General features: G+C 51.0%; 18 protein-coding genes, 1 tRNA gene, 3 rRNA genes and 1 other annotated feature. Of the genes, 12 read left to right on the top strand and 10 right to left on the bottom strand.

The features are described from left to right. Positions 1-166 precede the first annotated feature (166 nt). From trxC to G4551_RS17610, 5 genes are all read left to right on the top strand, one after another. Positions 167-586 (top strand): thioredoxin TrxC, encoded by a 420-nt coding sequence (gene trxC, locus G4551_RS17590; protein ID WP_003037559.1) that lies wholly within the window; start codon positions 167-169, stop codon positions 584-586. 69 nt (positions 587-655) lie between these two features. Beyond that, on the top strand, positions 656-1,354 hold the full coding sequence (gene tapT / locus G4551_RS17595) for a tRNA-uridine aminocarboxypropyltransferase (protein WP_003835347.1): 699 nt from the start codon (positions 656-658) through the stop codon (positions 1,352-1,354). 36 nt (positions 1,355-1,390) lie between these two features. Continuing rightward, positions 1,391-4,051, top strand: a complete 2,661-nt coding sequence (locus tag G4551_RS17600) for a bifunctional acetate--CoA ligase family protein/GNAT family N-acetyltransferase (RefSeq protein WP_003838358.1) — start codon at positions 1,391-1,393, stop codon at positions 4,049-4,051. 114 nt (positions 4,052-4,165) lie between these two features. Further along, positions 4,166-5,521: a CDP-diacylglycerol--serine O-phosphatidyltransferase gene (gene pssA / locus G4551_RS17605; RefSeq protein ID WP_008319601.1), complete on the top strand. Its 1,356-nt coding sequence runs from the start codon at positions 4,166-4,168 to the stop codon at positions 5,519-5,521. 32 nt (positions 5,522-5,553) lie between these two features. After that, the gene (locus G4551_RS17610; protein ID WP_153687927.1) at positions 5,554-5,889 is read left to right on the top strand and encodes a YfiM family lipoprotein; all 336 of its coding nucleotides are present in this window, start codon (positions 5,554-5,556) and stop codon (positions 5,887-5,889) included. Here G4551_RS17610 and G4551_RS17615 read toward each other — a convergent pair. From G4551_RS17615 to rluD, 8 genes are all read right to left on the bottom strand, one after another. Next, a complete protein-coding gene (locus G4551_RS17615) occupies positions 5,886-7,184 on the bottom strand; it encodes an MFS transporter (RefSeq protein WP_003838353.1) in 1,299 nt (432 codons plus the stop codon). The two genes, G4551_RS17610 and G4551_RS17615, sit on opposite strands and share 4 nt — an antisense overlap. A 357-nt stretch (positions 7,185-7,541) precedes the next feature. Further along, positions 7,542-7,657 (bottom strand): 5S ribosomal RNA (gene rrf, locus G4551_RS17620). Positions 7,658-7,753: 96 nt separating this feature from the next. Then, a 23S ribosomal RNA gene (locus tag G4551_RS17625) occupies positions 7,754-10,660 on the bottom strand. A 221-nt stretch (positions 10,661-10,881) separates the two neighbouring features. Further along, positions 10,882-10,957 (bottom strand) — tRNA-Glu (locus tag G4551_RS17630). 85 nt (positions 10,958-11,042) lie between these two features. Beyond that, positions 11,043-12,584 (bottom strand): 16S ribosomal RNA (locus tag G4551_RS17635). The 16S, 23S and 5S rRNA genes sit together here with 1 tRNA gene alongside, the layout of an rRNA operon. Before the next feature lie 439 nt (positions 12,585-13,023). Then, entirely contained in the window at positions 13,024-15,597 is a 2,574-nt protein-coding gene (gene clpB / locus G4551_RS17640) for an ATP-dependent chaperone ClpB (RefSeq protein WP_003031249.1), read from the bottom strand. A 129-nt stretch (positions 15,598-15,726) separates the two neighbouring features. Next, a complete protein-coding gene (gene yfiH, locus G4551_RS17645) occupies positions 15,727-16,458 on the bottom strand; it encodes a purine nucleoside phosphorylase YfiH (RefSeq protein ID WP_003839851.1) in 732 nt (243 codons plus the stop codon). Further along, positions 16,455-17,435 carry a 23S rRNA pseudouridine(1911/1915/1917) synthase RluD gene (rluD, locus tag G4551_RS17650; RefSeq protein WP_003031246.1) on the bottom strand — a complete coding sequence of 327 codons (981 nt, stop codon included), beginning with the start codon at positions 17,433-17,435 and terminating at the stop codon, positions 16,455-16,457. Before rluD ends, yfiH begins: the two co-directional genes overlap by 4 nt. Positions 17,436-17,566: 131 nt before the next feature. On the opposite strand from rluD, the gene bamD reads away from it, so the two are divergent. The 4 genes from bamD to pheA all read left to right on the top strand — a co-directional run bounded on the left by bamD (position 17,567) and on the right by pheA (position 20,323). After that, positions 17,567-18,304, top strand: coding sequence for an outer membrane protein assembly factor BamD (bamD, locus tag G4551_RS17655; protein WP_003031245.1), 738 nt, complete (start codon positions 17,567-17,569; stop codon positions 18,302-18,304). Positions 18,305-18,573: 269 nt separating this feature from the next. After that, on the top strand, positions 18,574-18,912 hold the full coding sequence (gene raiA, locus G4551_RS17660; protein ID WP_003031244.1) for a ribosome-associated translation inhibitor RaiA: 339 nt from the start codon (positions 18,574-18,576) through the stop codon (positions 18,910-18,912). 102 nt (positions 18,913-19,014) lie between these two features. Then, positions 19,015-19,140 (top strand) — a sequence feature (Phe leader region). Then, on the top strand, positions 19,016-19,063 hold the full coding sequence (pheL, locus tag G4551_RS17665; protein ID WP_100250063.1) for a pheA operon leader peptide PheL: 48 nt from the start codon (positions 19,016-19,018) through the stop codon (positions 19,061-19,063). It overlaps the preceding feature by 48 nt. 22 nt (positions 19,141-19,162) lie before the next feature. Beyond that, positions 19,163-20,323, top strand: coding sequence for a bifunctional chorismate mutase/prephenate dehydratase (gene pheA, locus G4551_RS17670; protein WP_003839850.1), 1,161 nt, complete (start codon positions 19,163-19,165; stop codon positions 20,321-20,323). A 96-nt stretch (positions 20,324-20,419) separates the two neighbouring features. Here pheA and tyrA read toward each other — a convergent pair whose 3' ends face one another. Together tyrA and aroF are read right to left on the bottom strand one after the other, a co-directional pair. Continuing rightward, complete coding sequence (gene tyrA, locus G4551_RS17675) at positions 20,420-21,541, bottom strand: bifunctional chorismate mutase/prephenate dehydrogenase (protein WP_003839848.1); 1,122 nt, start codon at positions 21,539-21,541, stop codon at positions 20,420-20,422. A gap of 10 nt (positions 21,542-21,551) precedes the next feature. After that, positions 21,552-22,622, bottom strand: coding sequence for a 3-deoxy-7-phosphoheptulonate synthase AroF (gene aroF / locus G4551_RS17680; RefSeq protein ID WP_003839846.1), 1,071 nt, complete (start codon positions 22,620-22,622; stop codon positions 21,552-21,554). 214 nt (positions 22,623-22,836) lie between these two features. On the opposite strand from aroF, the gene G4551_RS17685 reads away from it, so the two are divergent. The 3 genes from G4551_RS17685 to dgcN all read left to right on the top strand — a co-directional run bounded on the left by G4551_RS17685 (position 22,837) and on the right by dgcN (position 25,107). After that, on the top strand, positions 22,837-23,211 hold the full coding sequence (locus tag G4551_RS17685) for a DUF2799 domain-containing protein (protein ID WP_003839845.1): 375 nt from the start codon (positions 22,837-22,839) through the stop codon (positions 23,209-23,211). A gap of 158 nt (positions 23,212-23,369) precedes the next feature. Continuing rightward, positions 23,370-23,888 (top strand): YfiR family protein, encoded by a 519-nt coding sequence (locus G4551_RS17690; protein ID WP_003839843.1) that lies wholly within the window; start codon positions 23,370-23,372, stop codon positions 23,886-23,888. Continuing rightward, the gene (gene dgcN, locus G4551_RS17695) at positions 23,881-25,107 is read left to right on the top strand and encodes a diguanylate cyclase DgcN (RefSeq protein ID WP_003839838.1); all 1,227 of its coding nucleotides are present in this window, start codon (positions 23,881-23,883) and stop codon (positions 25,105-25,107) included. Before G4551_RS17690 ends, dgcN begins: the two co-directional genes overlap by 8 nt. Positions 25,108-25,115: the final 8 nt, after the last annotated feature.

Genomic DNA, 25,115 nt, shown 5'->3' on the forward strand with positions numbered 1-25,115 from the left:
GATGTGCACGTCGTTAGCCATTATTTCATTTAAAAGCTAAGGACTATTGTACTCATTGAATAAAACGCATTGTTGTTTAGAACAGACTCTCCGATAATATGTAACATAATAGAAACATACTGGCGTTTATGCCGTGAAGTCCACTCCACTCATCCAGAGGTTAGTTATGAATACCGTTTGTACCAGCTGCCAGGCTATCAACCGCATCCCTGACGATCGTGTCCAGGAAGCGGCTAAATGCGGACGCTGTGGTCACGACCTGTTTGATGGGGAGGTGATCAATGCGACCGGTGAGACACTGGATAAACTGTTAAAAGACGATCTCCCGGTGGTCGTTGACTTTTGGGCCCCCTGGTGTGGTCCATGTCGTAACTTCGCCCCGATTTTTGAAGATGTCGCGGAAGAGCGTAGCGGCAAAGTGCGTTTTGTTAAAGTGAATACGGAAGCCGAGCGTGAACTCAGCGCCCGTTTCGGTATCCGCAGCATTCCGACCATCATGATCTTCAGAAAAGGTGAAATCGTCGACATGCTTAACGGCGCTGTACCAAAAGCCCCGTTTGATAGCTGGCTTAACGAATCATTATAATCTCTACGGGGCGCATCTTGTGCCCCGTTTTCACCTCTGCGACAATAGCGTTTTTCAACGTGTTTCCCCATGACCGATAACGCTGTTCTTCAGTTACGCGCTGAGCGCCTCGCGCGCGCCACGCGTCCTTTCCTTGCCCGAGGTAATCGCGTTCGCCGCTGTCAACGCTGCCTGCTGCCGCAGAAGCTCTGCTTGTGCGCAACTCTGGCGCCCTCTGAGGCAAAAAGTCGCTTTTGTCTGGTGATGTTTGATACCGAGCCGATGAAGCCCAGCAACACGGGGCGTTTAATTGCCGATATTCTGCCCGATACCACGGCTTTTCAGTGGTCACGTACCGAGCCGCCGCAGGCGCTGCTGGAACTGGTGAAAAATCCGGATTACCAGCCGATGGTTGTATTCCCGGCCTCCTATGCAGGTGAAGAGCGTGAGGTGATTTTCACGCCACCAGCCGGTAAGCCCCCATTGTTTATCATGCTCGACGGCACCTGGCCTGAGGCGCGTAAAATGTTCCGCAAAAGCCCGTACCTCGATAACCTGCCGGTGATCTCTGTTGATTTATCACGCCTTTCTGCTTACCACCTGCGTGGCGTTCACGCCGAAGGGCAATATTGCACAGCCGAGGTGGCCATCGCCTTGTTGGATCTGGCGGGAGATACGCAAGCCGCAGAAGGGTTAAGCGATCATTTTACTCGCTTTAAAACCCGCTACCTGGCAGGAAAAACTCAACATCAGGGAAGCGTCACAGCAGATTCATCAGAAAACGTTTAAAATCATTCGGTCACTGGTGTCATTAAGGAAGCCGATATGAGTCAGCGTGGTCTGGAAGCACTATTGCGACCGAAATCCATTGCGGTGATTGGGGCGTCAATGAAGCCTAATCGCGCAGGTTACCTGATGATGCGTAACCTGCTTGCTGGCGGTTTCAATGGACCTGTTTTACCGGTGACGCCCGCATGGAAAGCGGTGTTGGGCGTACTGGCGTGGCCCAATATCAACAGCCTGCCTTTTAGCCCCGATCTCGCCGTGTTGTGCACCAATGCCAGCCGTAACCTGGCATTACTCGAAGCACTTGGCGAGAAAGGTTGTAAAACCTGCATTATTCTCTCAGCACCCTCGGCGCAGCACGCGGAGCTGCTGGCCTGCGCATCACGCTACAACATACGTCTTCTGGGTCCCAACAGCCTGGGACTTCTCGCACCCTGGCAAGGACTTAACGCCAGCTTTTCCCCCGTCCCGATTAAGCGCGGCAAGCTGGCTTTCATCTCTCAATCCGCCGCCGTGTCCAATACCATACTCGACTGGGCACAGCAGAGAGAAATGGGCTTTTCTTACTTTATCGCGCTGGGTGATAGCCTGGATATCGACGTTGATGAGCTACTGGATTACCTGGCACGCGACAGTAAAACCAGCGCGATTTTGCTGTATCTCGAACATTTAAGTGATGCCCGGCGCTTTGTTTCCGCCGCCCGTAGCGCCTCGCGCAATAAACCTATTCTGGTGATTAAGAGCGGTCGCAGCCCTGCAGCGCAGCGTTTACTGCATACCAGCGCCGGGATGGACCCTGCGTGGGATGCAGCTATTCAGCGCGCCGGTTTACTGCGCGTACAAGACACTCACGAGCTGTTCTCAGCAGTCGAAACCTTGAGCCACATGCGTCCACTACGTGGCGACAGGCTGATGATCATCAGTAACGGCGCCGCACCTGCCGCACTGGCATTGGATGAGCTATGGTCGAAAAATGGCAAACTCGCCACGCTGAGTGAAGATACCTGCCAGAAATTACGCGATGCACTACCAGCCCATGTTGATATCGCCAACCCACTGGATCTGCGTGATGACGCCAGCAGCGAACACTACGTTAAGACGCTGGATATTTTGCTCGCCAGCCAGGATTTCGACGCGTTGATGGTGATTCATTCACCCAGCGCAGCCGCTCCCGGAACCGAAAGCGCACAGGCATTGATTGAAGCGGTAAAGCATCATCCCCGAGGAAAATTCGTCTCGTTGCTGACCAACTGGTGCGGAGAGTTTTCCTCACAGGAAGCACGCAGACTGTTTAGCGAAGCCGGATTACCAACCTACCGCACGCCTGAAGGCACTATCACTGCATTTATGCATATGGTGGAGTACCGGCGTAACCAGAAGCAACTGCGTGAAACGCCTGCGCTACCCGACAATCTGACCACCAACACCGCCGAAGCGCATAATCTGTTACAACAGGCGATTGCAGAAGGCGCAACGTCGCTGGATACTCATGAAGTTCAGCCTATTTTACAGGCCTATGGCTTACATACACTGCCGACATGGATCGCCAGCGACAGCGCAGAGGCCGTACACATCGCGGAGCAAATCGGCTACCCGGTGGCGCTCAAGCTGCGTTCTCCTGATATCCCGCATAAGTCGGAAGTTCAGGGGGTAATGCTCTACCTGCGTACAGCAACAGAAGTGCAGCAGGCTGCCAATGCAATCTTCGATCGGGTAAAAATGGCCTGGCCGCAGGCACGCATTCACGGTTTATTAGTACAAAGTATGGCGAATCGCGCTGGTGCTCAAGAACTTCGCGTCGTCGTTGAACACGACCCGGTATTTGGTCCGTTGATTATGCTGGGTGAAGGTGGTGTTGAGTGGCGACCGGAAGAGCAAGCCGTGGTGGCCTTGCCGCCATTGAACATGAATCTGGCGCGTTATCTGGTGATCCAGGGGATCAAAAATAAAAAGATCCGCGCTCGCAGCGCACTACGTCCGCTGGATATCGCCGGGTTGAGCCAACTTCTGGTGCAGGTCTCCAACTTGATCGTCGACTGCCCGGAAATTCAGCGTCTGGATATTCATCCTCTGCTGGCCTCCGCCGAAGAATTTACCGCGCTGGACGTTACGCTGGATATTGCCCCTTTCGCGGGAGATAACGAAAGCAGGCTGGCTGTACGTCCCTACCCCCATCAGCTTGAAGAGTGGGTGGAGTTGAAGAACGGCGAGCGCTGTCTGTTCCGCCCCATTTTACCGGAGGATGAACCTCATCTACAGCAGTTCATTTCTCAAGTGACAAAAGAAGATCTTTATTATCGCTATTTCAGTGAGATCAATGAATTTACCCACGAAGATTTAGCCAATATGACGCAGATCGACTACGATCGGGAAATGGCTTTTGTTGCGGTGCGTTGTAAAGATAATCACGAAGAGATCCTCGGCGTAACGCGAGCAATCTCGGATCCTGATAACGTAGATGCTGAGTTTGCCGTACTGGTTCGTTCCGATCTCAAAGGGCTTGGACTGGGTCGCCGATTGATGGAAAAATTAATTGCATATACCCGAGATCACGGACTTATACGTTTGAATGGTATTACGATGCCAAACAATCGTGGGATGGTCGCCCTGGCCCGAAAACTCGGGTTTGTTGTTGACGTCCAGCTCGAAGAGGGAATTGTTGGGCTAACGCTTAATCTGGCCCAATGTGAGGAATCGTGAGTAAGGTACTGGAAATGTTGACCACATTAATGGGTACTGGTGGTATCATTGCCCGCTTATGTCGTCTGCATAGCACAGAGGACCCTTCAATGAACAGAGAAGAAATGCACTGTGATGTTGTCAAAATTTAAGCGTAATAAACATCAACAACACCTTGCCCAACTACCCAAGATTTCTCAGTCAGTTGATGATGTAGATTTCTTTTATGCTCCCGCTAATTTCAGGGAGACTCTGCTGGAAAAAATAGCCAGCGCGACGCGACGGATCTGCATTATTGCGCTGTACCTGGAACAGGATGACGGTGGTAAAGGCATACTTGACGCTCTCTATGCGGCAAAACGGCAGCGTCCTGAACTGGATGTCCGGGTGCTTGTCGACTGGCACAGAGCTCAGCGCGGTCGTATTGGGGCTGCGGCATCCAATACTAATGCTGACTGGTATTGCCGAATGGCGCAAGAAAACCCAGGTATCGATATTCCTGTTTATGGCGTTCCGATTAACACCCGTGAAGCGCTTGGCGTCCTGCATTTCAAAGGCTTTATTATCGATGACAGCGTCCTGTACAGCGGGGCCAGTCTGAACGATGTTTACCTGCATCAGCATGATAAATATCGCTATGACCGTTATCAGTTGATTCGCAATGCGCAAATGGCCGATATCATGTTCGATTGGGTTACGCAGAACCTGATAAAGGGTCGTGGCGTTAACCGCCTTGATGATATCAACCGACCTAAAAGCCCGGAAATTAAAAACGATATCCGCCTGTACCGCCAAGAACTGCGTGATGCGTCATTCCATTTTCAGGGTGATGCTGATAACGAACAGCTTTCGGTTACGCCTCTGGTGGGCCTTGGGAAATCCAGTCTGTTAAATAAGACCATTTTCCATCTTATGCCCTGCGCGGAGCACAAACTCACAATCTGTACCCCTTATTTCAACCTGCCCGCCATACTGGTGCGCAATATCATTCAACTGCTGCGTGAAGGGAAAAAGGTTGAAATCATTGTCGGTGATAAAACCGCCAACGACTTTTTCATTCCAGAAGATGAGCCATTCAAGATCATCGGCGCGCTGCCTTATCTGTATGAAATAAATCTGCGCCGTTTCCTGAGCAGATTGCAGTATTACGTGAATACCGACCAGCTGGTCGTACGCCTATGGAAAGATGATGACAACACCTATCATCTGAAAGGTATGTGGGTTGATGATAAATGGATGCTGCTCACCGGCAACAACCTTAACCCTCGCGCCTGGCGTCTGGATCTGGAAAACGCCATCCTTATCCACGATCCTAAGCAAGAGCTGACTCCCCAGCGCGATAAAGAGCTGGAGCTTATCCGTACGCATACTACCGTCGTTAAGCACTATCGCGACCTGCAAAGTATTGCTGACTATCCAGTCAAAGTGCGTAAGCTCATTCGTCGACTACGCCGTATTCGTATCGACAGATTAATTAGCCGTATTCTGTAATCAAGACCCCGTCCAGTGACGGGGTTTTTCATATGGAGGCAACGGTGCGCCTGTTCATTCTTACCAGCATCCTGGCCATTTCTGGCTGCAGCCACATGGCTAACGACCAGTGGAGTGGGCAAGACAAAGCTCAACACTTCATCGCCTCCGCCATGCTTGCCGCAGCCGGCAATGAATATGCCCAACATCAGGGCAACAGCCGCGATCGCAGTGCGGCTATCGGCCTGATGTTCTCAGTCAGCCTGGGCGCGTCAAAAGAACTGTGGGACAGCCGTCCCGCAGGGAGCGGCTGGAGCTGGAAGGACTTCGCCTGGGATGTTGCAGGCGCGTCTACCGGCTATGCGGTCTGGCAACTGGCACATTACTAGAGGCGCAGACCTTTCCCCTTCCCATGCAGCATCAGCGATACTAAAAACGCGACAACTGCCAGCGCGGTGACGTACCAGAAGAATGTCGTTTCCATACCGACAGACTTCAGGGATAACGCCACATATTCAGCTGAGCCACCAAACAGGGCATTAGCCACCGCATAAGATAAGCCAACTCCCAGAGCGCGCACCTGCGCCGGGAACATCTCAGCCTTCAAAATACCGCTGATTGACGTATAGAAACTCACGATTAACAGGGCACACATCACCAGAGCAAACGCCATATACGGGGATGTTACGCTTTGCAATGCTGTCAGAATGGGAACAGTGAAAATCGCAGCCAACGAGCCAAAACACAGCATTGAAGTACGCCGGCCAATCTTATCTGACAAAGCGCCGAACAGCGGTTGAACCAGCATGAACACACACAGTGCCGCCGTCATAATCCCGCTGGCTACGTTGGCATGCATACCAGCGGTATTGACCAGGTATTTCTGCATGTAGGTTGTGAACGTGTAAAAACACAACGAACCCGCGGCGGTAAAGCCAAGCACCATGACAAAAGCTTTGCGATTACGCCACAGACCTTTCAGGGAACCCGCTTCTTTCAGTGCGCGAACGTCATGTTTCGAGGTTTCATCCAGTTGGCGACGCAGCCATAGCGCAACAATAGCCAGCACGGCGCCCAACGCAAATGGAATACGCCAACCCCACGCTCTGAGTGCAGAGTCTTCTAACGTGTGCTGTAATATGACCACAACCAGCAATGCCAGTAACTGTCCGCCGATTAACGTCACGTACTGGAATGAAGCATAAAAACCTTTCTTACCTTCAACGGCAACTTCACTCATATAGGTCGCGCTGGTTCCGTATTCACCACCTACAGATAACCCCTGGAATAGTCTGGCCAGCAGTAATAACGCAGGGGCCCAGGTACCGATAGTTTCATATCCCGGTAGACAAGCGATCACCAACGATCCCATACACATCATACAAACGGACAGCAACATGGACTTTTTACGCCCGTGCTTATCCGCAATACGGCCAAACAACCAGCCTCCAATTGGTCGCATCAAGAAGCCTGCGGCAAACACGCCGGCGGTTTGTAAGAGTTGTGTGGTGGTATTTCCTGATGGGAAAAAGATATGAGCAAAATAAAGAGAACAGAAAGAGTAGATATAGAAATCAAACCATTCGACCAGATTCCCTGATGATGCTCCGACAATCGCCCATATACGACGGCGGGTATCGCCGTCTGCCAGCGCCCCGTTCTCAGTTACACTACTATCAGCCATTAGAATTGTACCCCTGCCAACGATCGCATGAATTTATCAATGATGGTTGTGTGTTTTTTAGTGAATTAAATGTTATATAATTGTTATATATTATTATGCAGGAAAGATCACGATTTTAATTAGCAGAGAAAGGATTCAGATATGTTCGAGGGAGAGATCCGTGTAGTAGATCGAGACAGTGTGCTTTTGTTAGTCGATTAAGGCGGTTACGTCGAATCCAGCAATCTGCCGCCGGAATTGCGTGATGCGCTACGCTTATCAGGCCTGCACAATCAATACGTTCAGCCCGGCGGTTTTTACCCCGCACACACGCAAAAAAGCCCATCCGTCAGGATGGGCTTCTTCACTTTAATTGATGCCTGGCAGTTCCCTACTCTCGCATGGGGAGACCCCACACTACCATCGGCGCTACGGCGTTTCACTTCTGAGTTCGGCATGGGGTCAGGTGGGACCACCGCGCTACAGCCGCCAGGCAAATTCTGTTTATCAACACGCTTTTGCATGTCGATATAATCTGTAATCAAGCTGAATCTGATGTCTGTCTTTCGCCAAAACATCTTCGGCGTTGTAAGGTTAAGCCTCACGGTTCATTAGTATCGGTTAGCTCAACGTATCGCTACACTTACACACCCGACCTATCAACGTCGTCGTCTTCAACGTTCCTTCAGGAGACTTAAAGTCTCAGGGAGAACTCATCTCGGGGCAAGTTTCGTGCTTAGATGCTTTCAGCACTTATCTCTTCCGCATTTAGCTACCGGGCAATGCCATTGGCATGACAACCCGAACACCAGTGATGCGTCCACTCCGGTCCTCTCGTACTAGGAGCAGCCCCCCTCAATTCTCCAGCGCCCACGGCAGATAGGGACCGAACTGTCTCACGACGTTCTAAACCCAGCTCGCGTACCACTTTAAATGGCGAACAGCCATACCCTTGGGACCTACTTCAGCCCCAGGATGTGATGAGCCGACATCGAGGTGCCAAACACCGCCGTCGATATGAACTCTTGGGCGGTATCAGCCTGTTATCCCCGGAGTACCTTTTATCCGTTGAGCGATGGCCCTTCCATTCAGAACCACCGGATCACTAAGACCTGCTTTCGCACCTGCTCGAGCCGTCACTCTCGCAGTCAAGCTAGCTTATGCCTTTGCACTAACCTCCTGATGTCCGACCAGGATTAGCTAACCTTCGTGCTCCTCCGTTACTCTTTAGGAGGAGACCGCCCCAGTCAAACTACCCACCAGACACTGTCCGCAACCCGGGTAACGGGTCCACGTTAGAACACCAGCCATTAAAGGGTGGTATTTCAAGGATGGCTCCATGCAGACTGGCGTCCACACTTCAAAGCCTCCCACCTATCCTACACATCAAGGACCAGTGTTCAGTGTCAAGCTATAGTAAAGGTTCACGGGGTCTTTCCGTCTTGCCGCGGGTACACTGCATCTTCACAGCGAGTTCAATTTCACTGAGTCTCGGGTGGAGACAGCCTGGCCATCATTACGCCATTCGTGCAGGTCGGAACTTACCCGACAAGGAATTTCGCTACCTTAGGACCGTTATAGTTACGGCCGCCGTTTACCGGGGCTTCGATCAAGAGCTTCTCCTTACGGATAACCCCATCAATTAACCTTCCGGCACCGGGCAGGCGTCACACCGTATACGTCCACTTTCGTGTTTGCACAGTGCTGTGTTTTTAATAAACAGTTGCAGCCAGCTGGTATCTTCGACTGATTTCAGCTCCATGAGTAAATCACTTCACCTACATATCAGCGTGCCTTCTCCCGAAGTTACGGCACCATTTTGCCTAGTTCCTTCACCCGAGTTCTCTCAAGCGCCTTGGTATTCTCTACCTGACCACCTGTGTCGGTTTGGGGTACGATTTCGTGTTACCTGATGCTTAGAGGCTTTTCCTGGAAGCAGGGCATTTGTTACTTCAGCACCGTAGTGCCTCGTCATCACACCTCAGCGTTAAAAAGGTACCGGATTTACCTGGAACCTCCGCCTACATGCTTAAACCGGGACAACCGTCGCCCGGCTAACATAGCCTTCTCCGTCCCCCCTTCGCAGTAACACCAAGTACAGGAATATTAACCTGTTTCCCATCGACTACGCCTTTCGGCCTCGCCTTAGGGGTCGACTCACCCTGCCCCGATTAACGTTGGACAGGAACCCTTGGTCTTCCGGCGTGCGGGTTTTTCACCCGCATTATCGTTACTTATGTCAGCATTCGCACTTCTGATACCTCCAGCATACCTCACGATACACCTTCAACGGCTTACAGAACGCTCCCCTACCCAACAACACATAGTGTCGCTGCCGCAGCTTCGGTGCATGGTTTAGCCCCGTTACATCTTCCGCGCAGGCCGACTCGACCAGTGAGCTATTACGCTTTCTTTAAATGATGGCTGCTTCTAAGCCAACATCCTGGCTGTCTGTGCCTTCCCACATCGTTTCCCACTTAACCATGACTTTGGGACCTTAGCTGGCGGTCTGGGTTGTTTCCCTCTTCACGACGGACGTTAGCACCCGCCGTGTGTCTCCCGTGATAACATTCTTCGGTATTCGCAGTTTGCATCGGGTTGGTAAGTCGGGATGACCCCCTAGCCGAAACAGTGCTCTACCCCCGAAGATGAGTTCACGAGGCGCTACCTAAATAGCTTTCGGGGAGAACCAGCTATCTCCCGGTTTGATTGGCCTTTCACCCCCAGCCACAAGTCATCCGCTAATTTTTCAACATTAGTCGGTTCGGTCCTCCAGTTAGTGTTACCCAACCTTCAACCTGCCCATGGCTAGATCACCGGGTTTCGGGTCTATACCCTGCAACTTAACGCCCAGTTAAGACTCGGTTTCCCTTCGGCTCCCCTATACGGTTAACCTTGCTACAGAATATAAGTCGCTGACCCATTATACAAAAGGTACGCAGTCACCCCATAAAGAGGCTCCCACTGCTTGTACGTACACGGTTTCAGGTTCTTTTTCACTCCCCTCGCCGGGGTTCTTTTCGCCTTTCCCTCACGGTACTGGTTCACTATCGGTCAGTCAGGAGTATTTAGCCTTGGAGGATGGTCCCCCCATATTCAGACAGGATACCACGTGTCCCGCCCTACTCTTCGAGTTCACAACCTGTGCATTTTGGTGTACGGGACTATCACCCTGTACCGTCGGACTTTCCAGACCGTTCCACTAACACACAAGCTGATTCAGACTCTGGGCTGCTCCCCGTTCGCTCGCCGCTACTGGGGGAATCTCGGTTGATTTCTTTTCCTCGGGGTACTTAGATGTTTCAGTTCCCCCGGTTCGCTTCATTACGCTATGTATTCACGTAATGATAGTGTGACGAATCACACTGGGTTTCCCCATTCGGAAATCGCCGGTTATAACGGTTCATATCACCTTACCGACGCTTATCGCAGATTAGCACGTCCTTCATCGCCTCTGACTGCCAGGGCATCCACCGTGTACGCTTAGTCGCTTAACCTCACAACCCGAAGATGTTTCTTTCGATTCATCATCGACTTGCAAAAATTTGAGAGACTCGAACACACCGCTTTTCATTTCTTATTACGGAGAAATGAAACAGTGTGTCGTTTCAATTTTCAGCTTGATCCAGATTTTTAAAGAGCAAATATCTCAAACGTCACCCGAAGGTAAGTTTTGAGATACTGAGGTCGGCGACTTTCACTCACACATACCAGCAAGTGGCGTCCCCTAGGGGATTCGAACCCCTGTTACCGCCGTGAAAGGGCGGTGTCCTGGGCCTCTAGACGAAGGGGACACTGAAGTCTCAATCGCAAGACGCCTTGCTATTTACTTTTCATCAGACAATCTGTGTGAGCACTACAAAGGTCGGTTCTTTAAGGTAAGGAGGTGATCCAACCGCAGGTTCCCCTACGGTTACCTTGTTACGACTTCACCCCAGTCATGAATCACAAAGTGGTAAGCGCCCTCCCGAAGGTTAAGCTACCTACTTCTTTTGCAACCCACTCCCATGGTGTGACGGGCGGTGTGTACAAGGCCCGGGAACGTATTCACCGTGGCATTCTGATCCACGATTACTAGCGATTCCGACTTCATGGAGTCGAGTTGCAGACTCCAATCCGGACTACGACATACTTTATGAGGTCCGCTTGCTCTCGCGAGGTCGCTTCTCTTTGTATATGCCATTGTAGCACGTGTGTAGCCCTACTCGTAAGGGCCATGATGACTTGACGTCATCCCCACCTTCCTCCAGTTTATCACTGGCAGTCTCCTTTGAGTTCCCGACCGAATCGCTGGCAACAAAGGATAAGGGTTGCGCTCGTTGCGGGACTTAACCCAACATTTCACAACACGAGCTGACGACAGCCATGCAGCACCTGTCTCAGAGTTCCCGAAGGCACCAAAGCATCTCTGCTAAGTTCTCTGGATGTCAAGAGTAGGTAAGGTTCTTCGCGTTGCATCGAATTAAACCACATGCTCCACCGCTTGTGCGGGCCCCCGTCAATTCATTTGAGTTTTAACCTTGCGGCCGTACTCCCCAGGCGGTCGACTTAACGCGTTAGCTCCGGAAGCCACGCCTCAAGGGCACAACCTCCAAGTCGACATCGTTTACGGCGTGGACTACCAGGGTATCTAATCCTGTTTGCTCCCCACGCTTTCGCACCTGAGCGTCAGTCTTTGTCCAGGGGGCCGCCTTCGCCACCGGTATTCCTCCAGATCTCTACGCATTTCACCGCTACACCTGGAATTCTACCCCCCTCTACAAGACTCTAGCCTGCCAGTTTCGGATGCAGTTCCCAGGTTGAGCCCGGGGATTTCACATCCGACTTGACAGACCGCCTGCGTGCGCTTTACGCCCAGTAATTCCGATTAACGCTTGCACCCTCCGTATTACCGCGGCTGCTGGCACGGAGTTAGCCGGTGCTTCTTCTGCGAGTAACGTCAATCGCTGCGGTTATTAACCACAACGCCTTCCTCCTCGCTGAAAGTACTTTACAACCCGAAGGCCTTCTTCATACACGCGGCATGGCTGCATCAGGCTTGCGCCCATTGTGCAATATTCCCCACTGCTGCCTCCCGTAGGAGTCTGGACCGTGTCTCAGTTCCAGTGTGGCTGGTCATCCTCTCAGACCAGCTAGGGATCGTCGCCTAGGTGAGCCGTTACCCCACCTACTAGCTAATCCCATCTGGGCACATCCGATGGCAAGAGGCCCGAAGGTCCCCCTCTTTGGTCTTGCGACGTTATGCGGTATTAGCTACCGTTTCCAGTAGTTATCCCCCTCCATCGGGCAGTTTCCCAGACATTACTCACCCGTCCGCCACTCGTCACCCAAGGAGCAAGCTCCTCTGTGCTACCGTTCGACTTGCATGTGTTAGGCCTGCCGCCAGCGTTCAATCTGAGCCATGATCAAACTCTTCAATTTAAGTTTGATGCTCGTGAATTAAACTTCGTAATGAATTACGTATGTTCACTCAGAGACTTGGTATTCATTTTTCGTCTTGCGACGTTAAGAATCCGTATCTTCGAGTGCCCACACAGATTGTCTGATGAATTGTTAAAGAGCAGTGCCGCTTCGCTTTTCTCAGCGGCGCGGGGTGTGCATAATACGCCATCCCGCTGCGAAGTCAAGCATTTAATTTCGCTTTCTTCGCCGGAGTTCTCAGTGGAACCCCGCTGACCCGGCGGCTTGTAATCCGTTGTTCCGTGTCAGTGGAGGCGCATTATAGGGAGTTATTTCAGGCTGACAAGTTAAAAATATAAAAAACCTATCAAGCGATTACTTTTCAATCAATACATCTATTTTCGCCTGAATTTTAAACAAAAACGAGCCCCGCAGGGCCCGTTTATTGTTATTTTGTGACTTACTGCACTGCCACGATGCGATCGTCATTCACTTCCAGACGAATCGTTTTGCCCGGAATCAGTTCACCAGACAGAATTTGCTGCGCCAGCGGGTTTTCGATCTGCTGCTGGATAGCACGTTTCAATGGACGTGCGCCATATACCGGATCGTAACCATTCGCGCTCAGCAGTTTAAGCGCCTCGTCAGAAATATGGATTTCATAGCCACGTTCTTCCAGACGTTTGTACAGACGCTGCAGCTGAATCTGAGCAATAGAAGCAATGTGCTGCTCACCCAACGGATGGAATACAACAACCTCATCTATACGGTTGATGAATTCCGGTCGGAAGTTATGGCTCACGACGCCCAGCACCATATCTTTCATGTGGCCGTAATCCAGCTCACCAAAGCGTTCCTGGATTAGATCAGACCCCAGGTTTGAGGTCATGATGACAACCGTATTACGGAAGTCGACCGTTCTTCCCTGTCCGTCAGTCAGACGACCATCGTCAAGCACCTGCAGCAGAATGTTGAACACATCCGGGTGCGCTTTTTCCACTTCATCCAGCAGGATGACAGAGTAAGGACGACGACGTACTGCTTCCGTCAGATACCCACCTTCTTCATAACCGACATATCCCGGAGGTGCCCCAACCAAGCGAGACACCGAGTGTTTCTCCATAAACTCGGACATATCGATACGCACCATTGCGTCGTCACTGTCGAACATAAAGTTTGCCAGCGCTTTGCACAGTTCGGTTTTACCGACCCCGGTTGGACCAAGGAACAAGAATGAACCAATCGGACGATTCGGATCGGACAAGCCCGCGCGGCTACGACGGATGGCGTTAGAAACGGCTTCCACCGCTTCGTTCTGACCAATCACACGGCTGTGCAGCTCCTGTTCCATACGCAACAGTTTTTCCCGTTCGCCTTCCAGCATGCGAGCAACCGGGATCCCGGTCCAGCGCGCCAGCACCTCAGCAATTTCAGCATCCGTGACTTTATTACGCAGCAGACGCATGGTTTTGCCTTCAGACTGAGTGGCTGCTTCCAGCTGTTTTTCCAGTTCAGGAATTTTGCCGTACTGCAGTTCAGACATCCGCGCCAGGTCGCCAACGCGGCGCGCCTGTTCGATGGCGATTTTTGCCTGCTCCAGCTCAGCCTTGATAGTTTGCGTTCCCGAGAGGGAGGCTTTTTCAGCTTTCCACTCTTCCTCTAACTCAGAATACTGGCGCTCTTTGTCGTCCAGCTCTTCGTTGAGCATATCGAGACGTTTTTTACTTGCCTCATCAGACTCTTTCATTAATGCCTGCTGTTCCAGTTTGAGCTGGATAATACGGCGGTCGAGTCTGTCGAGTTCCTCCGGCTTGGAGTCAATCTGCATACGAATGCTGGATGCCGCTTCGTCAATAAGGTCGATAGCTTTATCCGGTAACTGACGATCGGCAATATAACGATGAGACAACGTAGCTGCCGCAACAATCGCCGGGTCAGTAATCTGCACATGATGGTGCAGCTCATAACGTTCTTTCAGGCCACGCAAGATTGCGATGGTGTCTTCCACTGAAGGTTCAGCCACAAACACTTTCTGGAAACGACGTTCCAGCGCCGCATCTTTTTCGATGTACTGGCGATATTCATCAAGCGTTGTGGCGCCTACGCAGTGCAGTTCCCCGCGAGCCAGCGCTGGTTTCAGCATGTTCCCGGCGTCCATCGCGCCATCGGCTTTACCCGCCCCAACCATGGTATGCAATTCGTCGATAAACAGAATGACGTTGCCTTCCTGTTTCGAGAGATCGTTCAGCACACCTTTTAAGCGTTCTTCAAACTCACCGCGATATTTGGCCCCAGCCACCAGCGCGCCCATATCCAGCGCCAGTACACGACGGCCTTTTAAGCCCTCCGGCACTTCACCATTGATGATGCGTTGGGCCAGCCCTTCAACAATGGCTGTTTTACCGACACCGGGTTCACCGATTAACACTGGGTTATTTTTAGTACGACGTTGCAGCACCTGAATGGTACGGCGAATTTCTTCATCACGGCCGATAACTGGATCGAGTTTGCCCTGTTCAGCACGTTCAGTCAGATCGACGGTATATTTTTTCAAGGCCTGACGTTGGTCTTCAGCCCCCTGGTCATTCACGCTTTCACCTCCACGCATTTGTTCAATTGCCTGAGTGATATTGGCGGTCGTCGCCCCTGCTGATTTTAATAAATCGGTCAGCGTACCGCGTGACTCAAGCACCGCCAGAACGAACAGTTCTGACGAAATAAAGTTGTCCCCACGTTTTTGCGCCAGCTTGTCGCAAAGATTCAGTACACGCACCAGTTCCTGAGAAGGCTGCACATCACCGCCGGTACCTTCTACCTGCGGCAAACGGCTCAACGCCTGGTCAATGGCTGTACGTAACTGGCCAGCATTAATGCCAGCAGACGTTAATAAAGGACGTACCGATCCCCCTTCCTGATTCAGCAAGGCGCTCATTAGATGAAGTGGTTCGATAAATTGATTGTCGTGCCCCAATGCGAGTGACTGGGCATCGGCAAGAGCAAGCTGGAATTTATTGGTAAGACGATCCAGACGCATAACTCCTCCCATAACAGGTCAAAATTGCTACTGGAGATTAAATGAGGTCATCCCTCAATTATTCAAGGTGAATGACCTGAATTATGTGAAAAGAAAATTACACGTACCGGATCGTCTTGATTCTTTAGGTTATATCAGCCAAATAAAACTTGCCATACGACCCGTGGTATTGTCGCGACGATAAGAGAAGAACGTCTCACTTTCACTAAAGGTGCAACGGTCGCCGCCGTGGATGTTCTCCACGCCGACATTTGCCAGCCGCTGACGGGCAAGCTGGTAGATATCCGCCAGATACTTGTCGCCGCGCGGTACAAATGCGAGGTCCGCTTGCGGATCTTTCGTCATGAATGCCTCGCGAACTTCTGCTCCCACTTCAAAGGCGTTTGGGCCTATCGCCGGACCTAGCCAGGCAATAATGTTTTCAGGTTCGTCGGCAAAACACGCCACCGTCTCTTCCAGCGCGCCAGCGCATAATCCTCGCCAACCCGCATGGGCCGCAGCCACTTCCGTCCCGGCGCGATTGCAAAACAGCACCGGCAGACAATCAGCGGTCATTACAGCACACACTGTGCCCGGCGTGTTGCTATACGACGCATCTGCGCGTTTGGAGGCGTAAGGCCCGCCTGTCAGTTTCAGGACATCCTTACCGTGGACCTGCTCCAGCCAGACCGGCTTTGACGGCAGATTGCCCGCAGCAAACAGTCGTTTGCGGTTCTCTTCAACATGCTCCGGGTTATCGCCGCAATGGGCGCCCAGATTCAGCGAATCGTAAGGCGGCATACTGACTCCGCCAATACGGGTAGAACTACACGCCGCGACACCTTGCGGTATCGGCCACTGCGGAACAATTAGCTTACTCATAGCCAGGCAATATCATCCTTATGTTCTTCGAAATCAGCGCGCATCACTTCAATCAATTGCACCATATCTTGTGGGATCGGCGCATGCCATTCCATTTCGATACCGGAAATCGGGTGATACAAACGCAGCATGGTCGCATGTAGCGCCTGGCGGTCGAACTTACGCAGTACGGAGATAAATTCGTCAGAAGCGCCTTTCGGTGGACGTGGACGACCGCCGTAGACCTGATCGCCCACCAGCGGATGAGTGATATGTGCCATGTGCACGCGGATCTGGTGCGTACGTCCGGTTTCCAGACGCAACCGCAGACGCGTGTGCACACGGAAGTGTTCCATAATGCGATAGTGCGTTACCGCCGGTTTCCCCATTGGGTGTACCGCCATGTGCGTACGCTTGGTCGGGTGACGGCTAATCGGTTCCTCAACGGTTCCGCCAGCAGTCATGTGACCAATTGCTACGGCTTCGTACTCACGGGTAATTTCGCGCAGCTGCAATGACTCAACCAGACGTGTTTGTGCCGGAACCGTTTTTGCCACCACCATTAATCCGGTCGTGTCTTTATCCAGACGGTGTACGATACCGGCACGAGGAACATCCGCGATTGGCGGGTAGTAATGCAGTAACGCATTCAATACCGTACCATCAGGATTCCCGGCGCCCGGATGCACTACAAGGTCACGGGGTTTGTTGATGACAAGAATATCATCATCTTCATAAACGATATCCAGTGGGATATCCTGAGGTTCAAAACGAACCTCTTCATCAATTTCTGCATTGATGGAGACACGCTCTCCACCCAACACTTTTTCTTTCGGTTTATCGCAAAGATTGCCATTTACCAGCACGCGCTGGTCGAGGATCCATTCTTTTATGCGCGATCGCGAATAATCAGGGAACAATTCGGCCAAAGCCTGATCTAAGCGTTGACCGAGCTGATTTTCGGAGACTGTTGCGGTGAGTTCTACTCGTTGTGCCATAAACTGCTTCTTCGTTTAACGTTGGGTTTTACGGCTTTGCCGTTTAATATAGTGTGCTATTGTAGCTGGTCTTAACCGGGAGCAGGAACAGAGAATCTCCCGTATTACATTTTGAGGAAAGTCAAAACGTCATGACGCGCATGAAATATCTGGTGGCAGCAGCCACGTTGAGCCTGTTTTTGGCGGGTTGCTCTGGTTCAAAGGAAGAGGTGCCCGATAATCCGCCAAATGAAATCTACGCGACTGCTCAGCAAAAGCTGCAGGACGGTAACTGGAAACAGGCAATAACGCAATTGGAAGCGTTGGATAACCGTTATCCATTTGGACCGTATTCTCAGCAGGTGCAATTAGATCTCATCTACGCCTACTACAAAAACGCCGATCTGCCACTTGCTCAGGCTGCTATCGATCGTTTTATCCGTCTTAACCCGACACACCCTAACATTGATTATGTCATGTATATGCGTGGCCTGACCAATATGGCGTTGGATGATAGCGCACTGCAAGGATTCTTTGGTGTTGATCGCAGCGATCGCGATCCCCAACACGCCCGAGCTGCGTTTAATGACTTTTCCAAACTGGTACGTGGCTATCCGAACAGCCAGTACACCACTGATGCCACCAAACGTCTGGTGTTCCTGAAAGATCGTCTGGCGAAGTATGAATATTCTGTTGCGGAATACTACACTGCCCGCGGTGCATGGGTTGCCGTGGTAAACCGTGTGGAAGGCATGCTGCGCGACTACCCTGATACTCAGGCAACACGTGATGCTCTGCCGTTAATGGAAAAAGCTTATCGCCAGATGCAGATGAATGCGCAGGCAGAAAAAGTAGCGAAAATCATTGCCGCTAACAGCAGCAATACCTGATTTGCCTCAGAATGCAAAACGGCAGCCCAAGGGCTGCCGTTTTTTTATCCGTTAACGCTACAACTGAAGCGGTTTAGCTCCGACGCATCCCATCAAATATGGCCTGCTTTCAGGTATTCCTCAAGTAAAAAATCGCCTGTTCCTGCGGTGCCTCACAAAAAGGTTTTCTTGACAAAAAGCGACAAAAAAATGTGATTTACATCACGCATTTTGACATTGGGAACGGTATGCTGGAATCACCAAGACGGGAAAGACAAGAGGTAAAATTTATGACAATGAACATTACCAGTAAACAAATGGAAATTACTCCGGCAATTCGCCAGCATGTCGCAGACCGTCTCGCCAAACTTGAAAAATGGCAAACTCATCTGATTAATCCACATATCATTCTGTCTAAGGAGCCACAGGGTTTCATTGCTGATGCCACCATCAATACACCGAACGGACATCTGGTCGCCAGCGCAAAACACGAGGATATGTACACCGCAATTAACGATTTGATCAACAAGCTGGAACGGCAGCTCAATAAAGTGCAGCACAAAGGCGAAGCCCGTCGTGCAACAACTTCAGTCAAAGACGCCAACTTCGTCGAAGCAGAAGAAGAGTAGTCCCTTACATTGAGTGTATCGCCAACGCGCCTTCGGGCGCGTTTTTTGTTGACAGGGTGAAAACAGTACGGGTACTTTACTGACGTAGCCAAAGGAAAATTACATGAAACTTGTTCCGTTCTTCTTCGCATTCTTTTTTACCTTCCCCTGAATGGGAGGCGTTTCGTCGTGTGATAAAGAATGCGAAGACGAACAATAAGGCCTCCCACAACGGGGGGCCTTTTTTATTGATAACAAGAAAGGCAACACTATGACATCGGAAAACCCATTGCTGGCGCTGCGCGATAAGATCAGCACGCTGGATGAAAAATTACTGGCCCTGCTGGCTGAGCGACGTGGACTGGCCGTAGAAGTTGGTAAAGCCAAACTGCTTTCACATCGTCCGGTACGAGATATCGACCGTGAACGTGACCTGTTGGACCGCCTGATTCAGTTGGGCAAAGCACATCATCTCGATGCTCACTACATTACCCGCCTGTTCCAGCTCATAATCGAAGACTCCGTCCTGACTCAACAGGCTCTGCTCCAGCAACACCTGAACAAAATTAACCCACACTCCGCGCGCGTGGCCTTCCTGGGACCAAAAGGATCATATTCCCATCTGGCAGCACGTCAGTACGCCGCCCGCCATTTTGAACAATTTATTGAAAGCGGCTGCGCAAAATTTGCCGATATCTTTAATCAGGTCGAAACCGGACAGGCTGACTATGCTGTGGTTCCGATTGAAAACACCAGCTCCGGTGGGATTAACGACGTTTACGACCTGCTGCAGCACACCAGCCTGTCTATTGTTGGCGAGATGACCATTACGATAGACCACTGTGTACTGGTGTCCGGCACTACGGATCTTGAGACCATTGAAACGGTATACAGCCATCCGCAGCCGTTCCAGCAGTGCAGCAAGTTCCTGAATCGCTACCCGCACTGGAAGATTGAGTACACTGAAAGCACCTCTGCGGCAATGGAAAAAGTTGCGCAGGCTAACTCACCGCATGTGGCGGCCCTGGGGAGCGAAGCCGGAGGCGTACTGTATGGTTTGCAGGTTCTCGAGCATATTGAGGCTAACCAGTCGCAAAACATCACCCGCTTCGTGGTGCTGGCACGTAAAGCAATCAATGTATCCGACCAGGTTCCGGCAAAAACCACGTTGCTGATGGCAACAGGACAACAGGCCGGTGCGCTGGTAGAAGCATTGCTGGTGCTGCGTAACCATAATCTGATTATGACTAAACTGGAGTCACGCCCGATTCACGGCAATCCGTGGGAAGAGATGTTTTATCTTGATATCCAGGCCAATCTGGAATCGCCCCAAATGCAAAAAGCATTGAAAGAGCTGGGTGAGATTACACGTTCGATGAAAGTACTGGGATGCTATCCGAGTGAGAACGTGGTGCCGGTCGATCCGAGCTAACATTTAACAGTGCCGGATGGCACTACGCTTATCCGGCCTACAATTCATGCGATTTTTGTAGGCCGGATAAGACGAAGCCGCCATCCGGCATCTTAATTAAGGACGGCTGTCATTCGCCTGGCGTAACAAAGTACGGCTTTCACTCTGGAAGCGTTTCGCATAATCGCCAAACCAATGCTCGACCTTACGGAAACTGTCGATAAACGCTTGCTTATCGCCCTGTTCCAGTAAACCAATCGCCTCACCAAAACGTTGGTAGTAGCGTTTGATCAGCGCAAGGTTGCTCTCAGACGACATAATAATATCGGCATAGAGCTGCGGATCCTGGGCAAACAGACGGCCAACCATCGCCAGTTCAAGACGGTAAATCGGCGAAGAGAGCGCCAGCAGCTGCTCCAGTTGAACATTCTCTTCCGCTAAATGCAGACCGTAAGCAAAGGTCGCAAAGTGACGCAATGCCTGAATAAACGCCATGTTCTGATCGTGTTCAACGGCGCTGATCCGATGTAGTCGTGCACCCCATACCTGAATTTGTTCCAGAAACCACTGATAGGCTTCCGGCTGACGTCCATCACACCAGACGACGACCTGCTTTGCCAGACTGCCGCTGTCCGGACCAAACATTGGGTGTAACCCCACCACCGGGCCATCATGTGCAGCCAGCATCGCCTGCAAAGGACCATTTTTCACTGAAGCCAGATCCACCAGGATGCAGTCAGACGGCAGACGCGGTAGTTTGGCGATCACCTGCTCGGTGATGTGGATCGGCACACTGACGATCACCATCCCAGCATCAGAGACGATCTCCGGCGCGCGATCCCAATCCTGCTGTTCCAGGATCCGCACCTGGTAACCTGACAGGGTGAGCATTTTTTCAAACAGACGCCCCATCTGACCGCCGCCACCGACGATCACTACCGGCCGCAGAGAAGGACAAAGCGTTTTAAACCCTTTGTCGTTCTCACTGGAATAGGACTCACGCATAACGCGGCGTAGCACATCTTCAATCAGGTCCGGCGGCACGCCAAGGGCTTCCGCTTCTGCCCGGCGAGAGGCAAGCATAGAGGCTTCCCGTTCCGGCACGTAAATCGGCAACCCAAAACGGCTTTTTACTTCACCAACTTCGGTAACCAGCTCCAGGCGGCGTGCCAGTAAATCCAGCAGCGCCTTGTCGACTTCATCAATTTGATCGCGTAATGCGGTCAATTCAGCAACCATAACCAACCTCTTATGCTACACGCGCCGACAGCTGACCGTTTAAATCTTGACTAATTTCACGCAGCAGCGCATCCGTCATTTCCCAGCTAATGCAGGCATCGGTTACGGACACGCCGTATTTCATTTCGCTGCGCGGCTGTTCAGAAGACTGGTTGCCTTCGTGAATATTACTTTCAATCATCAAACCAATGATCGAGCGATTGCCATCTTTGATTTGTGCAATTACGGATTCAGCCACGGCAGGCTGACGGCGGTAATCTTTATTGGAATTACCATGACTGCAATCTACCATCAGAGAAGGTCGTAGTCCCGCCTGCTCCATCTCTTTTTCGCACTGGGCGACATCTGCCGGGCTGTAGTTCGGCGCTTTAGCCCCGCGCAGGATCACGTGGCCGTCCGGATTCCCCTGAGTTTGCAACAGCGCAACCTGCCCGGCCTGATTAATACCAACAAAGCGGTGCGACTGCGCAGCCGCACGCATGGCGTTAATGGCGGTCGCCAGGCTACCGTCAGTACCATTCTTAAAGCCAACCGGCATCGAAAGACCGGAAGCCATTTCGCGGTGTGTCTGCGATTCCGTGGTACGGGCTCCGATTGCGGACCAGCTAAACAGATCGCCCAGGTATTGCGGGCTATTTGGATCCAGCGCTTCAGTTGCCAGCGGCAGTCCCATATTTACCAGTTCAAGCAGCAGCTGGCGCGCAATTTTCAGACCTGCTTCAACATCAAAAGAGCCATCCATATGAGGATCGTTAATTAACCCTTTCCAGCCAACGGTGGTACGGGGTTTTTCAAAATAGACGCGCATCACCAGGTAGAGGCTATCGCTGACCTCTGCGGCAAGGGCTTTAAATCGACGAGCATACTCAATAGCCATTTCAGGATCGTGAATGGAGCATGGGCCACATACGACCAGCAGGCGCGGATCGCGACCGGAGATAATATCTGAGATGGTTTTACGCGACTGGGCGATTTGCGCCTCTTGCTCCTGGCTCAGCGGAAATTCAGCTTTCAGCTGCTCCGGGGTCATCAGAACCTGTTCGTCGGTAATATGTACGTTGTTCAGCGCGTCTTTTTGCATGATGGTGATCCTGTTTAGCTCGTTTGCGATAGTTGATCCTCAGCGAGGAGGAAATAACGATACCACAACAGGTAAAGATTTCAATCCACAATCCGTAAATTTTAATTTACACAGCGTTATTTTAAGGCAAAAACAGCCCTTATAAACGTACACTTATATTTACATCACGAATTTTAAGATCCGCTATGCTTAAAAAAACAAGGGAGCACAGGCAATGAAGCAACTCATCAGCATCTTATTTCTATTCCTTCTTAGCGGATGTCAGATAGATCCCTATACCCATGCCCCCACCTGGACTGGTACTGACTGGTATGACGCCGGGATACAAGATGCCATTTCGGGCTATGCCGTTAAAGATAATGAAACTCTTGCCGACAACTTCAATGATCCCGAAGTCGATCGTACGAAATATCTTAAGGGTTACGCCGAAGGACAACGCAAAATCTGCCAGCAAGATTTTGTTTACGCCAGAGGTCTGGCCGGGAAAACCTTTCCTGCAAGTTGTGATACGGTCGAAAATATTGACCAGTTACACGATGCCTGGAAAAAAGGAGCAAACGAAGGTTCTGCCTCAATAAGATTAAACTAAACAATGGCTTAAATTTTACAGCCAACTAGGATTTAACTTAAATCGCCATCAGCTTTACCCCTGGAATAATGACGACTTAGGAAAATAATGTTATTTTGTCTTAAACAATCTTGAATGTATTTCGACGCTTTACGGCAAACGCTGGTAGGTAACTATTCATGAGCTATTCTTACCGACTCATACTTCTACTGGCACTGCTCCTGACCGGGTTACCGCTGTACGCCCAAAGCGTTACAGAAGAAGCAAAATCTGTACGTGCTATGGTTTCCGGCATCGTCAGTTATACACGCTGGCCAGCACTTTCCGGGCCACCCAAACTGTGTATTTTCTCTTCATCGCGTTTTTCCAGTGTTCTGGAAGATACCAGTACTGGGGCATTACCCTATCTTCCCGTCATCATTCGTACGGAACAAGAAATATTAGTTTCGCAATGTGACGGTTTTTATTTTGGAAAAGAATCACCTACTTATCAGGTGGAATTAAAGAATAAATATCCGACTAAGGCATTGCTATTAATTGCAGAACAAAATCCCGAATGCGTTATTGGCAGCGCCTTTTGCCTCATAATTAAAGATGAAGATGTGAGATTTTCCGTAAATATGGATTCCCTTTCACGCAGCGGCGTAAGGGTAAGTCCTGACGTATTGATGCTTGCACGGAATAATAAGCATGGATAAGGGCCATTCTCCTGTAACACGCCCAACGTTTAAACGGACATTACGGCGTATCAGCATAATCAGCGTCCTGGTGACGATGACGTTGATCTGGCTGCTGCTCAGCATTTCTTCCGTGCTGGCCTTAAGACAGTATGCGCAAAAGAATCTGGATCTGACTGCCGCTACCATGACCCGCACGCTTGAAGCTGCATTAGTCTTTTCTGATAGTGTTGCAGCAACTGAAACACTGGCGGCACTGGGCCAGCAAGGGCAATTTTCCGTTGCGGAAGTTCGTAATAAACACCAGAAGGTGATCGCCACCTGGCGCTATAACGCGCAAGACACCACGGAGAAGATCAGCGGACTGATCAGCCACTGGCTGTTCCCACAACCGGTCACTCAGCCTATTTTGCATAATGGCAACGTCATAGGCGAAGTACGATTGACTGCACGCGATAGCGTTATCAGCCGTTTCATCTATTTGTCGCTGGCCGTTCTTACCGGGTGCATTTTGTTGGCATCAGGCATAGCATTAATGCTCACCCGCTATTTACACAATGGCGTCGTGGAAGCCCTGCAAAATATAACCGAGGTGGTACATGATGTACGTACCAACCGTAACTTTTCGCGACGCGTTTCCGAGGAACGCATTGAAGAGTTTCATCTTTTTGCCCAGGACTTTAATAGTCTGCTGGACGAGATGGAGGAGTGGCAACTTCGGCTGCAGGCAAAGAACGCTCAACTTTTGCGTACCGCACTACATGATCCTCTGACGGGCCTGGCAAATCGCGCCGCTTTTCGTAGCAGTATTAACGCGCTGATGAATGACGATGCCGCCCACAGCAGCTCCGCTTTGTTATTCCTTGATGGTGATAATTTTAAATTTATCAATGATACCTGGGGCCACGCTGCGGGGGATCGGGTTCTGATTGAAGTCGCTAAAAGGCTGTCCGAATTTGGCGGTAATCGACATTCGCCATACAGACTTGGCGGCGACGAGTTCGCGATGGTGCTGTACAGCGTTCATTCTGAATATGAGGTTCAGCGGATCTGCGCGGCACTGTCACAAGAGTTTGACCGACCTTTTGACCTGCATAATGGTCATTTAGCAAGCATGACACTCAGCATCGGTTTTGCGCTGACGTGGGAACATGCCTCTGCCGAGAAATTACAAGAACTTGCCGATCAAAATATGTATCAGGCCAAAAATTTGCGTTCTGAACGCACTATTATTAAATAAGGAATTAC

Source organism: Citrobacter freundii ATCC 8090 = MTCC 1658 = NBRC 12681 (assembly GCF_011064845.1).
In the GTDB taxonomy this organism is placed as follows: domain Bacteria; phylum Pseudomonadota; class Gammaproteobacteria; order Enterobacterales; family Enterobacteriaceae; genus Citrobacter; species Citrobacter freundii.

Bases quoted from the DNA above. Each gene is read 5' to 3' on its own strand.
- G4551_RS17615 (WP_003838353.1), bottom strand. From the start codon at position 7,184: ATGGCTGATAGTAGTGTAACTGAGAACGGGGCGCTGGCAGACGGCGAT.
- tyrA (WP_003839848.1), bottom strand. From the start codon at position 21,541: ATGGTTGCTGAATTGACCGCATTACGCGATCAAATTGATGAAGTCGAC.
- rluD (WP_003031246.1), bottom strand. From the start codon at position 17,435: ATGGCACAACGAGTAGAACTCACCGCAACAGTCTCCGAAAATCAGCTC.
- trxC (WP_003037559.1), top strand. From the start codon at position 167: ATGAATACCGTTTGTACCAGCTGCCAGGCTATCAACCGCATCCCTGAC.
- clpB (WP_003031249.1), bottom strand. From the start codon at position 15,597: ATGCGTCTGGATCGTCTTACCAATAAATTCCAGCTTGCTCTTGCCGAT.
- G4551_RS17610 (WP_153687927.1), top strand. From the start codon at position 5,554: ATGGAGGCAACGGTGCGCCTGTTCATTCTTACCAGCATCCTGGCCATT.
- raiA (WP_003031244.1), top strand. From the start codon at position 18,574: ATGACAATGAACATTACCAGTAAACAAATGGAAATTACTCCGGCAATT.
- G4551_RS17600 (WP_003838358.1), top strand. From the start codon at position 1,391: ATGAGTCAGCGTGGTCTGGAAGCACTATTGCGACCGAAATCCATTGCG.
- aroF (WP_003839846.1), bottom strand. From the start codon at position 22,622: ATGCAAAAAGACGCGCTGAACAACGTACATATTACCGACGAACAGGTT.
- dgcN (WP_003839838.1), top strand. From the start codon at position 23,881: ATGGATAAGGGCCATTCTCCTGTAACACGCCCAACGTTTAAACGGACA.
- yfiH (WP_003839851.1), bottom strand. From the start codon at position 16,458: ATGAGTAAGCTAATTGTTCCGCAGTGGCCGATACCGCAAGGTGTCGCG.
- pssA (WP_008319601.1), top strand. From the start codon at position 4,166: ATGTTGTCAAAATTTAAGCGTAATAAACATCAACAACACCTTGCCCAA.
- G4551_RS17690 (WP_003839843.1), top strand. From the start codon at position 23,370: ATGAGCTATTCTTACCGACTCATACTTCTACTGGCACTGCTCCTGACC.
- G4551_RS17685 (WP_003839845.1), top strand. From the start codon at position 22,837: ATGAAGCAACTCATCAGCATCTTATTTCTATTCCTTCTTAGCGGATGT.
- pheA (WP_003839850.1), top strand. From the start codon at position 19,163: ATGACATCGGAAAACCCATTGCTGGCGCTGCGCGATAAGATCAGCACG.
- bamD (WP_003031245.1), top strand. From the start codon at position 17,567: ATGACGCGCATGAAATATCTGGTGGCAGCAGCCACGTTGAGCCTGTTT.
- tapT (WP_003835347.1), top strand. From the start codon at position 656: ATGACCGATAACGCTGTTCTTCAGTTACGCGCTGAGCGCCTCGCGCGC.